Annotated in this window: 8 protein-coding genes and 2 pseudogenes; 2 read left to right on the forward strand and 8 right to left on the reverse strand. The window is 56.5% G+C overall.

The genetic code is table 11. The features are described from left to right. Positions 1-169: 169 nt before the first annotated feature. Positions 170-943, forward strand: a complete 774-nt coding sequence (locus tag AC0N03_RS13610; protein ID WP_474289356.1) for an NYN domain-containing protein — start codon at positions 170-172, stop codon at positions 941-943. Positions 944-1,102: 159 nt separating this feature from the next. On the opposite strand, the pseudogene AC0N03_RS13615 reads toward AC0N03_RS13610, so the two are convergent. The 8 genes and pseudogenes from AC0N03_RS13615 to AC0N03_RS13650 all read right to left on the reverse strand — a co-directional run. Next, positions 1,103-1,540: pseudogene (locus AC0N03_RS13615) on the reverse strand (winged helix-turn-helix transcriptional regulator); the annotation flags it as partial. A gap of 72 nt (positions 1,541-1,612) precedes the next feature. After that, entirely contained in the window at positions 1,613-1,984 is a 372-nt protein-coding gene (locus tag AC0N03_RS13620) for a hypothetical protein (protein ID WP_474289357.1), read from the reverse strand. A 120-nt stretch (positions 1,985-2,104) separates the two neighbouring features. Next, entirely contained in the window at positions 2,105-2,434 is a 330-nt protein-coding gene (locus AC0N03_RS13625; RefSeq protein ID WP_474289358.1) for a DUF4357 domain-containing protein, read from the reverse strand. Continuing rightward, on the reverse strand, positions 2,431-5,745 hold the full coding sequence (locus tag AC0N03_RS13630; RefSeq protein ID WP_474289359.1) for a TM0106 family RecB-like putative nuclease: 3,315 nt from the start codon (positions 5,743-5,745) through the stop codon (positions 2,431-2,433). The genes AC0N03_RS13625 and AC0N03_RS13630 overlap by 4 nt, the downstream gene beginning before the upstream one ends. A 364-nt stretch (positions 5,746-6,109) precedes the next feature. Next, on the reverse strand, positions 6,110-9,838 hold the full coding sequence (locus AC0N03_RS13635) for an AAA family ATPase (protein WP_474289360.1): 3,729 nt from the start codon (positions 9,836-9,838) through the stop codon (positions 6,110-6,112). A gap of 3 nt (positions 9,839-9,841) precedes the next feature. Beyond that, on the reverse strand, positions 9,842-11,059 hold the full coding sequence (locus AC0N03_RS13640) for an exonuclease SbcCD subunit D (protein WP_474289361.1): 1,218 nt from the start codon (positions 11,057-11,059) through the stop codon (positions 9,842-9,844). 150 nt (positions 11,060-11,209) lie between these two features. After that, a pseudogene (locus AC0N03_RS13645) lies at positions 11,210-11,341 on the reverse strand (IS3 family transposase); the annotation flags it as partial. A gap of 123 nt (positions 11,342-11,464) precedes the next feature. Next, entirely contained in the window at positions 11,465-12,955 is a 1,491-nt protein-coding gene (locus AC0N03_RS13650) for an ADP-ribosylglycohydrolase family protein (RefSeq protein ID WP_474289362.1), read from the reverse strand. Positions 12,956-13,047: 92 nt separating this feature from the next. On the opposite strand from AC0N03_RS13650, the gene AC0N03_RS13655 reads away from it, so the two are divergent. Then, entirely contained in the window at positions 13,048-13,707 is a 660-nt protein-coding gene (locus AC0N03_RS13655) for an NUDIX domain-containing protein (protein ID WP_474289363.1), read from the forward strand. Positions 13,708-14,296 lie beyond the last annotated feature (589 nt).

The raw sequence follows: 14,296 nt of genomic DNA on the forward strand, positions 1-14,296 counted from the left end.
GCGCTATATATTTTTAAATTTTTTGGATTTATTCAATATAAATGTATCAATAATATAGGGAATTTGCGTCTTAATTCGTCATATGCAATCCTGCTTTCTTCTTTGTAGAGAGAGGTTGCAAGGGATGGTTTCGCCGAGGCTCATAGCTAGAAAAGGATCTGAAGAGTCTATGGCTCGTTTGGCGGTCCTGATTGACGCGGACAATGCACAGGCATCGGTCATTGAAGGGATCCTAGCAGAAGTGGCACGGTTCGGAGAGGTAACCGTAAAACGCATCTATGGCGATTTCACTTCTTCCAGCAGTTCATCTTGGAAGAAAGTCCTCCAAAAATACGCCATCAAGCCCGTGCAGCAATTCGCTTACACCACAGGCAAAAACGCCACCGATAGCACGCTCATTATTGATGCAATGGATTTGCTCTATACCCGCAAATTTGATGGGTTCTGCCTTGTAACGAGCGATAGCGACTTTACGGGGCTTGCAACACGGATTCGAGAAGAAGGTTTAACGGTCCTTGGTTTTGGTGAAAAGAAAACACCAGACGCTTTCAGGAGCGCTTGCCATAAATTCATCTTTACCGAAGTTTTGCGCCCTAGCGTTGCTGAGCCAGAAATCGTTGTACCGAGCCACAAAGTCGAAGCTACGCTTGCCCCAGCGAAGGCCACTACGCCTCCAAATCCCTCCCCACCAGTGAATATGTCGCCGAAATTTCCGAAGAAATTCATGCTGGATGCTTTGGAGCAATCTTCCGACGAAAACGGATGGGCGCGCCTAGGAACATTCGGAAGCTACTTGACCAAGTTGCAATCCGATTTCGATTCTCGTCTGTATGGCTACAAGAAGCTGTCCGATTTAGTCAAAGCAAAGACAGACCTTTTCGTAACCGAAGAACGAACGGCTCCCGGTCAAACGATGAAACACCTGTACCTGCGGGCAAAGTAGAACAACAGTGATGAACTCCGCTAGTAATTGATCCGCTCTTTCATGTGGTGCCGATCCATTCAAGAGCTCTTTAAGTATCTGTTTTTTATGAACTCTTCAGATATAGCGCTGGGCTACGATGAAATGAAAAAGTGGATCAAATCGCAACGGTAAACAACATTTACCGCCCAGAACGGCAAAGTCCTCGCTCCAGTCAAACTGGAAGGCTTCGCCTGGGCGGAAAGATAGTGGAACGAATGTTCCTCGCCCCGTGGTCTGCTGCTCGCGCTGGCGATCTGCCCGCCATTGACGCGCAAAGGCCGCCACCCGACCATAGGAGCCGGTGAAGCCGAGCGCCACAAGATCGGCATGCACCTGCTTCAGCGTTTCACGCTGCTTGCGTGACTTCCCAGCTTCGGTCTTCAACCAGCCGGCCAGCTTCTCGGCGAAGGGATCAAGCTTGCTCGAACGCTCGGGCGTGGCAAATTTTGGCTCGACTGTGTCCGCCACCAGATGCTTGCTCACCGTATTCCGCGACAGTCCCGTGCGCCGCGCGATCTCACGGATCGACAGCTGCTGCCGCAAATGCATTCGTCGGATGATGTTCAAAAGTCCCATGTGGATCACTCCGTTGCCCCCGTCGCTCACCGCTTTGGGGGAAGGTTCACATGGCTCAATTCTCAGTGGAAATTATGTGCCCACCCGGCTCAGTTCTGAGTGAAAATCAACAGCCGTCATTAGTGCCGCTACGCCCTGTTTACGAAAAGGCTGTCCAGTGTTGGCTACGAAAAGCGCTTCGCCGTTGACTTCGATCAGGACGCGTCCGTCACCACCAGATTCACTTGCGGCGTCAGCTGCGTTCTGCACGAGTTCAAGAAGTTCGCGGCCCGCATAATCAGCTGAGGTCTGCGCCTCGGTTCGAGAGTGACCAAGAAGGAAAGCAGGTTTCGCGAGATAGGCACCAAAAGTTGACCGAAGTTCACTTGCAATGAAATCATTCCAAGTTTCAGCGGGCATCTGGTCGGTGTGGTTAATCAGGTCCAAATTCGCGTCATTTCCCATAGCACCGGTCCGTCTGCTGCAATTTGATATAAATGACGACATAGCCTGAGGCCTTAACCGTCATTACGATTGCCTGTCAGCCATAACTCATTTTGAGTGAGGTGAAAGGTATCCCAAGGCTCAACCCAATACGTCTTTGAGCGTCTTCCCGTCACTGGGCCTGCACCAGCTTTGCCGTCCACTACAATTTCCGTCCTTCACTATGCCGCCCGCGACACTAGCGCTGCTCAACAGGTGATCGCGCGAAAAACAATAGAGATCCGGGTCATTGTCAGGCACAAGAACACCTAGTCGAACTAATCGGTCACGTTCTTCTCGATCCCGTTTCACTAGCGGCGAACCTTCCCGCATCGCCGTTGATCCTTTCTGTACCATAAAACCTTTGCCTTCAGGCCGGCCAAAGGCCTGGGCCTTTTGAGGGCGCATCACAAACCAGTCATTGTCACTCATTTTTCTTCCTTTTGATTCAACGTATAAGCAGGCAGCGCACAGAGCGTATTCACCAGCCGCATTTGTTCAACTGTTTCGCATTTAGTTTCGCGTAAGCGCGGCGCGCCGAATACCAGCGCCAAGCCCTTGGCGCGGGAGATTGCCACGTTAATGCGGTTAAGCGATAGCAGGAATTCCATCCCCCGCGACGTTTCCTCTGCCGACGAAGCGGTCATTGAGACAAGGCAGACTGGCGCTTCCTGTCCTTGAAATTTGTCCACAGTTCCAACGCGGATCCCGTTGGGTAGCGCTTCGCGCAGGGCATTCACCTGAACGTTATAGGGAGCAACGACGATGATGTCCGTCTCACGCATGGGGCGGGACGTACCGTCCTTCTCCGTCCAGATCGCAGAGAGCAGCTTGCGTATGGCTGCTTGAATAGCGATGACTTCTTCCGGCGCGATTTGGGCGTTGCCCTCGTGGGGAACCGGTACCCAGAAAGCGCCAGCCTCGGGGAAAGATGTGCCGCTCACCCGTTGGTGAATGGTATCAGGATGGCTCTCAAGCCGTCCTTCATAGACCTGATTAGAAATGAATCGGCAAACTTGCGGGTGCATCCGCCGGGAGACAGGCAGGAAGATTCCACGGTCAGGCGGAATGGTGGCATGGTCGCCAAGCATCCAGTCAAGGCATGACAGATTGGCTGGCTCGGGATGGGCCCCCTGGATGACCTGAGGCAGCTGTCTCGGGTCACCGACGAGCACGATGTTGCGAGCAGTCCGAGCCATGGCAACCATATTGGCTAGGCTAACCTGTCCGGCCTCATCCACGAACAACCAATCGAAAGCTTGTTCGAAGTCGGGGCGTGAGAAGAAGAACGCAGTGCCCCCGACGATATGCGCCTGTGTCAACTTGGGATCGTCGTTTGAGGTGGTCCGTGTAATGCCGGTGAAGTCTTCGGGATAACCATCATCACTTCCGCTGACCTTGTGCGCGAGCTCAATTCTTTTCAGAGCGGCGCCCGAGGGACTTTCCTCCAGCGCACTCAGACAGCCCATCAGCACATTGCGAATCGCTTCGTGACTATTCGAAGCAATGCCAACACGAAAGCCTTGGCGCACCTGAGACAGGATAGCGCGGGCTATCACATAGGTTTTGCCTGTGCCGGGCGGCCCCTGAATCGGCAGAATTGTATCGGCCATGGCCGCCACAACAGCGATCGTGCCAGCAACCGGATCTGCTCTTTTCAACAGATCGAGACTCACTCCCGTTTTCAGGCGCGGGGCAGCAAGAGACAGAATATCACTAACGGCTGTGAAACGTTTTGTCCCGCATTGATCGGCGATCACTTCGCGCATGGCGTCGGCAATAACGTCGGTGCTCAATGGCCAATCTGGGTGCAGCGTCAGTCGATCTGACAGCAGATGGGCCTTCGCAGCACCAACTTTGACGGTTAATTCGCGCGCGGTTCGGTCCAGGGCCTCGATGTGAACCGTCGCCGGCGCCCCATCCACGACGGGTACCGTGGCATTTTTGCCGCGTCGTAACTTTGTCTCTTGCGGAAGAAAACGATAGGTCCGCACCGTAGAGCGGTTGATCTTTTTGGCGGGGCCTGTGGCTTCCAGACCGGCAAGGGCATCGAGATCGTCAATCAGATCGTCCTCGTCCTTGCCGACACTGTCGAATACGGCCCATTGTGCTGGCTTGGCCTCTCGTTTGTGAAAGAGCCCGAGGTTGAACAACATGTCCTGCCGATTCTGAGGCAAACCCGATGTCGAAAGCAATGTCCGTAAGGCTTGCGTCTCTGCGTCTTCTTCGGCCTCTATCGCGTCCGCGTCCTGACCGGGCGTTGGCCACGGCCGGGCGGGTCGTATGCCGAGCAACCAGTTTCGCAGTTCTTCGGTCGATATGCAGTCAATACGATTATAGTTCTCAATTTCGTCGAGGATGTTCTGATCGTGCGTTTCACGCCATCGTTCGTAGGCGACGACCGACCCGCCCGCCGTCTTTACCTCGCCGTCGCGTATACGTCCGTAGAAGGCTTCCATTGACTTGATGGAGTAATTCGCTTCCGATCCGATCAGCGCCCCGCGTACGACGGCAAATAGATCGACGAAGCGACGCTCTCGCAAGAGACGATCGAGAAAAGCCTCGCCAATTCCATATTTTGTGGTCAGCCGCCGCAGCGCGGTGATCTCATAGGGCGCATAATGGTAGATACGTCCAGCTGGATGGGCGGTAAGGCCAGTGCGGAAGAAATCGAGCAAATCGGCGAGCGCCTGCGCCTCAGCGGTATGATCATGCCCCCAGAAAGCACGAAACTGGCCATCGCACCAGACGCCATGAAGATATTCGAGGCCACCTTCGAAATGCGGATCGCCCTCGATGTCATAAAAGATGTCGCCTTGTTGCGGCGCCGGAAGCAGGTCAAAGCCCTTGCCGGGTTCTGGTGCGCGTAATTCGAATGAAGGCGCGCCAGTTTTGCGGGCATGTTGCAGCCGGGCTTGAGTGACCAGGCGGATTCGGGTGTTTTCCGCCATGTTACGGATTGGATGATCGAGACCGGCAAGGGACTGCATCGTTCTGACTCCGGCCATCTCCAGTTTCTTCACCTGTACGCGGCTGATGTTGGCGACGTTGAACAAGCTGTCCTCTGCCTGCCAAACATCTGCACAATGATCGGCCCAACGGCAAAGGCTACAATCTGCACAAGGGATGGGACGTGTCGGCTGCGGATTTGCCACGAAGCCTTCGAGACGTTCCCGCGCCATACGGGCATAGGCTGTATAGTCGGAAAGTCGAAGAGTTGCGCGGCTTCCATCGCCGAGTTCTACATGGGCGAACTCGGGCGCTATGCCCTGAATTTCGGTCAGTAGGTCCGAATAGAGTACGAGTTGCAATACATGTTTGGGAAGCGGGCGGCGCTTCAGCTTGGTGTCAGTCACCTCATAGCTGAAAGCCCCCAGCGCTGAGTGGTTTTCAACCCGCTCCAGAAAATCCGACCAACCACCCCAGTTGCCGGACAAGAACGCCCCCTGATACACAACTTCCGGCCCAGAGGCGAGCGCTGCGCGGGTGGTTTCAGCGTTCTGCGCGAGATCGCCCCGCGCAATCTCCACCACTTGGCGTCCCGCCTTACCGAGTCGTGCCAGATGTGCCGCTTCGTGGGCATCGCCTTGTTTCTGCAGCAACGCGGTATCTTCGCTATCGGCGCGCGGTTCTGGGCCAGTTCCGCGCATATGTGCCAGATCGAGGGTTGTTGCGTGAGCACAACCCATGAAGCGCATAAGGTCGCTCGCTGAAAAGAGGATGTTGTTCCTGAATTCCCGCATGGGCTCCTGCAAGCCTGGTGAGCGCAACCCGAGGCGGAATCGTCTCGTTCGGCTGACGCTTCGTCAATAACTCATGTAGGTGTCAATAATTGTCGGGCTTGGCAAGTCGCTGTGAGGTCTCGTCGTCGCCGGTAATACAGACATCCTCTCCCATCAGTCCTCGATTTTGTTCTCGCGCCGCATAATCCGCAAGCTCCGTGGCGCAATCAGAGACCTGATCCCCGCGATTTTCTCAATAATTTGGTCGAGTTGGTCGCAGGAGGAGACGGACAAGTTGATGCGTTCACAGCTTCGAGTCGCGCCGCCAGAACAGCCCGGGACTCAGTCTGTTCCAGGTTGAATCTTCGAGTGATCGTGCAGGCAACTACACATCTCTGCTGTCAGAGATCCGCACCGCGCTCTTCCCGCCGCCCAGCTTTGCAACCATGATGCGGACCGGGATGCGGTCCTTCATAGCCTCGACGTGGCTGATGACCCCCACCTTTCGCCCTTGGGATTGTAGGCTCTCCAGCGCGTCGATGGCCAGATCGAGGCTGGTGGTATCCAAGGACCCGAAGCCTTCATCGATGAAGAGGGTAGCGGCGAGGCCGCCCTTGCTCCCCATTCGCGACAGCGCCAGCGCAAGAGCCAGCGAAACAAGAAAGCGCTCACCGCCCGACAGACTGCGGGTGGCCCGGACTTCGCCGCCCATATCGATGTCTTCTACCTGCAACGCCAGATCTGCGGCACGGCGTAGGCGGTACCGCGGGTTTATATCGGCCAGATGGCGATTGGCGCTGTCCGCCAGAACATCAAGAGTGATGGATTGCGCAAATCGGGCGAAACGGTCACCGTTACGAGAACCGACAGCTGCATTGACCGCCAGCCAGACATCAAGTTCCGCGCGCGCGGTTTCGATTTCCTCTTCCAACCCGGCGAGTTTGCGCCGGCTCTCTTCGTCCGCGACGATCTGGCTTTCGATGGCTCCGCGCCGCTGCTGTCGGATAGTCGCTGTCTCGTCTATTGCGTCGATCCTGGCGCGCAGTTCTTCCGGAGGCGTTTCGGGCAGAGTATCCTGCAGTCCGGCCAGATCAAGGCGTCGTGCGTTGCTCGCGGCACGGGCCGCTGTCACCGCGTCGTCGAGGCTGCGCAGATGGTCACGTAGCGTCTGCACCTCGGCTTTACTGAAAGCGAACAACTCCTCAAGTGTTTCCGCCGAAAGATCGAGACCTTCGAGCGCTATCATCAGCTCGGCATTTGCGGTCTCAGTCTTAGCCAAGGCGGAGGTTAGCTCGCTCTCTGCTGCCGTGTAACGGGTTGTAGTCGCGACGGCCTCATTTGTGGCCTGAGCATGGGCCTTCTGGGCCTCATCGCGGAGAGACAGCGCAGCTTTTCGGCTGTCGTTGAAGCGTGTGCGGTGATCGGAGGTGGCCTCGCCGCCAAGAAGCAGCGCGCGTTTGGCAAGGAGGTCGTCAAGCAAATGCTGGCGTTCACCTGCTTGCCAGCGAGCACGCTCAGCCGCAGCTGCGGCGGCTTCCGACTTGCTAGTCTGTCCTGCAATCTTTGGTCCAAGATCGGCCAGAATATCCCTGGCGCGTGTCTGGTTTTGGCGCGCAGCGGTGACACTGGCGACGACGGCGTTCAGGCGCTGCACAAGCAAGGGGTCGCTTAGCGCGTCCAGCGGTTCTTCCAGTGCCGCCAGAAATGGTGCAACGGCGGCGCCATGTCGATCTGCCAAAGTATTATGGTTCTGGGCGGCTTGCAGCGCCAGAACCAGTGCACGGTCGGCCTCGGCTTTCGCTATTGCGATTTCCTCATTTTCGGCGGCCTTGGCTTTCAAAAGATTCCGCAGGGTCTCCCGCCGTTCACTGGCCTGGGCCAGCTCCTTGCGCAGTTTCGCTATGTCATTCTGCGCCCGGGCCTCTGCCGCCTGCGCCTCAAGGACCTGCTGGCGCGCAGCCTGTAGGGCGGTGAGGTCTTCACAGGGTGCATCAGACAGTGCAGGGCAGCTGGGCAAGGTGCTGGCCTCAGTCTGTGCCGTGGCCCAATCACTCTCCGCCTTTTCGAGGCGCTTGTTGGCCGATGTGATCCCGTTTCGAGCCTGTTCGGCTTGCGCCTCAGCCTGGGCGAGCTGCCGTTCCGCCGTCGATTGGGCTTTGCGCGCGTCTTGTGCGGCTTGCCGGGCGCTGGCCAGATCGGCCCGAAGACGTGACGCAATATCCGCCAAGGCCGCGTCGGCATGGATTGGGTGTTCGGTCGATCCGCAAACCGGACAAGGGGCATCGGGTTCAAGCCGAAGCCGAAGATTGCGCGCGGCATCAGAGAGCGCGAGGTCCGCCTGTTCCGACGGTGCTGCCAGGGCGTCTATCCGGGCTTCGTGCTGGGCTAGCGTCTTGGTGGCGGCAGCGATGGCCTCTTGAGCCTCAGACGCCGCGTTCTGCGCCGATACTTGCTTTGACCGCGCCTCAGATAGATCGTTTCGGGCGGCGGCGTGGTCTTCTCCTGCGCGGTTTATAGCCCAAAGAGCCGCAGCCAGATCGGAAATCTGCTTTGCCATTTCGGGCTGGTGTTGGATTTCGAGGGCCGCGATCTTAGCGGAAAGGCTGCTGATCGCGCTCTGCAATGCGGCTTCCTCTTCGCCATTGATCGCCGCTGTCTCGTTCAGAGCATCGACCTTCTCCTGCAAGCTCGAAAGAATCGCCTGCAGTTCTTCTGTCTTGGCCTCTGCCTCTTCGGCTGCTTTCCGCGCGTCAGCGTGCGCGAGGATGTCACTCTGTACCTGGTCCCAGAGGTCTGCAAGCCTGTGCGCGGATGAAAGGTCGATGAGTTCTGCATTTGCCGCCATCAAGGCCGTCTGTGCGTCCATTTCCGCATCACGCAACTCTGTAACGGCTGTGATTTCAGTTGCAGCCGCCTTCGCCATATCTGCGGCAGTCAAATGCGCCGAGGCCGCCTCCTTGGTCGCCGTTACAATCTGGGCGTCCAATGAAGCCGCCTCGTCCCATTGCGGACCAAACGTCTTGAACTCAGCTTCCTTAGCGGCAAAAGCTGCTGCAGCTTCGGCGGCAACCTGTCGCAAATCTTCGGCTATTGCCGCAGCTTTATCGCGAAGCTGGCGTATTTCGACGAGTTCGGAATTGGCTCTGTCAACCCGTCTCTGCGTATCCTGAATTGCTATCCAGAGCGCACGCAAGGGCTCGGCTTTTTCAATCAGTCTCAGGCGGGCCCTATCGGGTTCCGCGTTGAGGGCTGTTGAAAGTGCCATCGCTTCCGCAGCCTCCGCCAAGGCAAGCTGGCGCGCCGCTTCGGAATGGCGGGCGTGCTGTTCAAGATCTCCTACAAGCGCGGCCCGCTCAGCCATTGCGGCCGCATTCTGCGCCACCAATGCCGCGATCTCTTCAGCCAAGGCGGCACGATCTTCTTCAGATAGCAGGCGATGCTCACCCCGGCGCAGGGCCAGATTATCATGCACCTGCCGCGCTGCTTCTGTCCGTTCATAGATCCGGGTTGAGACCGTGCGGTAGAGAACAGTGCCCGTCACTTTTTCCAGTAATCCAGCGCGTTCATTGGTATCAGCGCGTAAAAAGGCATCGAAATCGCCCTGAGCCAGCAGAACAGTTCGCCGGAATTCCTCATAGGTCAGACCGGTCAATGCGGTCATCTGCTCGGTTACTGCTGTTGTCTGGCTCGCCAGGACCTGCTGATCGGCGGCCCGGGCCAGCGATCGGGACACGTTCTGCAACTTGCCATCGGCCTTGTCGCGAGCGCGACGTGCTTGCCAGCGAGCGATGTAGTCATGACCATCCAGCGCGGTGAAGCGCACCTCGGCCCATCCCTGAACCGCGCCGCGGCGCAAGATGGCCCGCGCGTCCTTCGCCTTGATGGCCTCCCCCGAGGGATCCGGAATCTCATCACTGGAGGCGCCTGAGGCAAGGCGCGGTGCTTCGCCGTAAAGAGCGAGGCACATGGCATCGAGGATCGAGGACTTGCCAGCCCCGGTTTCGCCGGTGATGGCAAAGAGGCCCGCACCATTCAGTGGTGCCGCCGTAAAGTCGATCTCGAATCGATCCGAGAGGCTTGCAATGTTCTGGCCGGAAATCGACAGGATGCGCATAGTTTAGACCTCTGACAACGCATCGCGGAAGGCGGCCAGATGCTGGGTATCCGGTTCGATCCCATGGGCCTCGCGGAAAGCCGACAGGAACAGATCCTCGGGAGAAGTTTCGGCTAGCGTGGCGGGCGAGGCTGCCGTAGTCGCGATATCGGTACGCTGAATCGAAAGACCGGCAAGCCGTCCGGCTGTACGCTCCATCAACGCGTCCACTTCTGCCGCCAACACGGTGACGGGACGATCTGCTGTTAAGGAAAGGTAAAGGAAGGGCTGGGCTTCTCGCGGTGTCTCAGAGGGTAGATCTAGATTCGCAAGTTCTGCCAGTATCTTTGGAAACGGCGCCGATCCCGTGGCAGGAAGGCGGTACATGGGCACAGTACGAGTCAGCGGAATATGGCGCGGAACGAACCCATTTTCGAGATTAAGCAGCGTTACACCATGGTTATAAGATATTTCGCTGGCCGACAACGGAAAGGGTGATCCGGAATAACGCACGCGCCCGCCGTCCAGGGATTGCGGTCTGTGCAGATGGCCAAGAGCGACATAGGAAAGATCCGCAGGAAAGATATCCGGTGGAACAGCATGTTCGCCTCCGATCAGGATTCGCCGCTCTGCCCCTTCTGAGGCAAGGCCGCCCGAGCAGGTCAGGTGGCCCATCGCCAGAAGTGGTATGCCAGCCGTACGCGCTAAAGCAGCTTCGGTCATCTCAGAATGGAGGGCGCGAACCGCGGCAACGACAGCGGGCTCGACTCCATTCTCGGCTCCAAGCTGCAATCCCGGCAAATCCGCTTGCCGAAGGAACGGTACAGCCAGAACATATGCATGAATTGCACCGGTGCTATCTCGGAGTGGAACAAGATGCCGGTCCAGGTCGACACCCTCCAGTCCTCGTCGCAACGTGCCCAGCACATGCACACCCAATTCGTTTAATACGGCCTCGGGGGCCTCCAGTCGCTGCGCCGGATCGTGGTTACCCGCAGTTAGGACGATTTGGAGGTGCGGGATGGCGCGAACCATGCGAGCAATCGCCCCGTAAAGCAACCTTTGCGCCTCGCCCGAAGGATTGATGCTATCGAATACATCCCCAGAAACCAGCAGCGCATCGACCTGTTCGGCAACAAGCAAATCATGAAGTTGATCGAGAAAGGCCCGATGTTCCGTCTCGCGGGACCAGCCGTTCAATGTCTGACCGATATGCCAGTCAGCAGTATGAAGGATGCGCATTAGCTCTCGCAATCTTGCCGCATTACGGTCATCGTCTACACGTTTCGTACGCTGCCGCCTGACATGAACCGCATCGGGTTTGCCGGAGACGTGTTGGCTTAAGGTATGCGTCCATTTCCTGTTCGTCCAGCTTCGCTATTCGCGTTCTTAAGCTTTCTTCACCCAATCGTTTAAACTGCGGGGCGAAGGGCCGATCTTGGCGGCGATCGAGGAGATCGCAGCCCGGCGCGATGGGTAATCCTTCTCTTGATCGAGAACCATTCGCCCGGCTCCGGCCCGCATCTCGGGTGAAAATTTATGCGTTGTCTTGCTCGTTATCTCCTTATGCTACGTTGGAGTGAGAGCCTGCGACAATCCCGGGGCGTTTCAAATTGGCTGGACTGTGCCTATAGACGATCGCTAGAGTTACTGTGGGGCGTTGTTCAAAAAAGCTGACTGAATGAGGGTTCGTGCCCGATTTTCGATGTCCGGCCGCCAGGCGAGTCGATCAAGCCAGGCACTGGGAATGCCTGATAGGCCATATAGCGCGCCAGCCAGTTGGCCCGTAATTGCCGCGGTTGTATCCGCGTCATCACGCAGATTGGCGGCAAGAAGGACTGCGCTGGCAAAATCCGAGGTTCTCGAAACACACCATAGTGCGGCTTCAAGAGATTTGACAACATAGCCACTGCCTTCAATGTCATTCCGATTTTTGCGATGCCAGGCGCCTCTGGCAAGATCCGGGATATGTCCTGCATAGGACCCGTCGCGTGGGCGCAGGATGGTTGTTTTGGATGAGCCGTTGATGGCATCAGCCAGAATATCGGCAAACAATATGCAGGCGTCGACGGCTTCAGGCGCGCCATGTGTCGTCCGACTTTGGCGAGCGGCAATGTCGCGGCGTCGTTCCGAATGATTGAAATACCGGATTGCCACTGGAGCAAGGCGCATCAGCGAACCATTGCCGGCAGAATAGGCTTCAACATCGCCGCAGTGGCGCGCGCCCGTTAATTCAAATCGCTGCAGGGCATTGCGCGTTGTGTTCCCAATGTCGAAGCACCTGCCTGTACACGAGTAGGTGCCGTCTCGCCACCATTGGACGAAGCGTTGCAGGAGGTCTGTTTCGTCAAGTTCCGGAGCCGCCAAGAGGCTATCGGCCAATGCGAGCGCCATCGCGGTATCATCGGTCCATTGACCAGGTTTTAGATTGAAGGGTCCGCCACCGACCATATCTGTGAGAGGGGGCGCGTTATCGTTGCGCGGCGCAAATTCCAATGTTGTTCCCAGCGCATCGCCGATCGCCAGGCCGATCAAAGCTCCAACCGCACGATCTTTCACGGCCTCTTGGCTTTTGGATGGGGAGGGCTCGTCGATGTCACGCTGCAGATATATATGGTTTTCTTGCTCGGACGTTTCGATTGCGCCTGGCCGAGCCGACCGCACCTTGGCAATCGCACGGTCTGAGCTATCTCCAAGTTCGACAAGCAGCCGTGCCGCGATCATACCAGCCCGGCCAAGACCCCCACGACAATGTACCAACACGCGCGCACCCGTGCGCAGCTGCGCTCGCAGGCCTTCACCGGCATGTTTCCAGGCGGCCTCAAATTCAGCATCGGGTATCGATACATCGACTATCGGCAAATGCAGCCAATTCATATGGCGCTGCCTGACCTGCGCGCCGAGGGATGTCACCTGCATCATCGAGAGCTCATGGTCTTCAACCAAGGTAACGACGCTGGTTGCGCCCCAGGCGGCGATGGCGTCAAGATCGACATTCAGATCTCTTTGCCAGGAGCCGCCACAAAGGGAATCAATCTTTTTGCCCGGACAAAATGTTATTCCGATAACGCCTGAATGGTTATCGGGCATAACCTCGGCTATTTGCAGAGGATGGGTGTGGCTTGTTTTGATATGCACGGACGCGTGACCTTTGATTTGACATATTGCGTGTTTGTGTAATATTGAAACAATATCAGATCGCGTTTGTGTCGTCAAGAAACAAAGTAGCCATGTTCACTTACCATTATCCGCGCCCAGCCGTTGCAACCGATATTGCCACCTTCACCCTCCGCCATGGCAAGTTGTGCGTCCTTCTAATTGAGCGAGGCCAGGAGCCGTTCAAAGGTTCGTGGGCGCTACCGGGCGGCTTTGTGCAAAATCATGAGACCGTCGAGCAGTGCGCTTTGCGAGAATTGAATGAAGAAACCGGTGTTGCTCAGACCGAGCTTGTTCAGTTTGGTATCTATTCGCAGCCCGATCGTGACCCGCGCGGCTGGGTTATTTCCATCGCTTATCTTGCATGTGTGCGGGAGGATGAAGTTCGCCTGAATGCGGCGACCGATGCCGTACAGGCGCGCTGGTTCGAAATCGGGGCCGGAGGTCTTGTTGACGATCCCGGTCTGGCCTTTGATCATGCCCAGATCGTGCGTGACGCCCTTGGCTTACTGAGATTGCGAGCCCTCGATGAAGAGCTTCGCCTGGTACCGCGCATGATGCCACGGCTTTTTAAAATGTCGGATCTGGTCACAGCCATGAATGAAGTTGCGGGCAAAGCCTTCAATAGGGCAAATTTTTACCGACAGGTTCAAAAGCTCGATTGGTTGGAAGAGGTTGAACAACGCGAAATTGGCCGTCACCGTCCCGCTCAGCTGTTTCAGGTGAAGATCTGAGGGGCGGGGATACGTTGCGGCTGTGTTTTCGCAATTTTGCGCTTTGACGAGACAATTCGGGTTCAAAGGCATGGCTAGAGCGCATGGTATAGTGCGTTCCAGCGACTTTTCTAAGCGTTACAAGTTTTGTTAAAGCTGCCAAAATCTGTAAGTAAGTTTTGGACGCGGGTTCTAATTGAGCGCAGAAAATAGCCTCTACAACAGACGGTGAGGCTGTCTTTTTGGAGAGCCTGGACACAAATTGAATTACGGTCGGCATAGACTGCATTTTTTTGAAAATGAACCGTCTGATCGCCCCTCTCGGCGTGCGGCATGTTCAAGTTCGTTTTGATCCTCGGAGCATATTTTTCGGTAATTTTTGCCGGTATATGCGTTTGGCATCTGATTTTTTCTTGAAATGCTCCGACAGGCGGCACGGTGCAAAACGACGTAATCGGGATCAGGCTTTTGTCGTAAATTGAGTACAAATCCGCTCGGATGGGTGAATAGCCCCGAGTTTTCTAGACACCTTGCAGTTTCAATTTTTGCTGCTGCTCGAAGTCAGCCGGTGACAGCATGCCGTTTCTGACATGCTTACGTTGCGGGTTAT

It is taken from the genome of Methylocystis sp. sgz306128 (assembly GCF_056032725.1).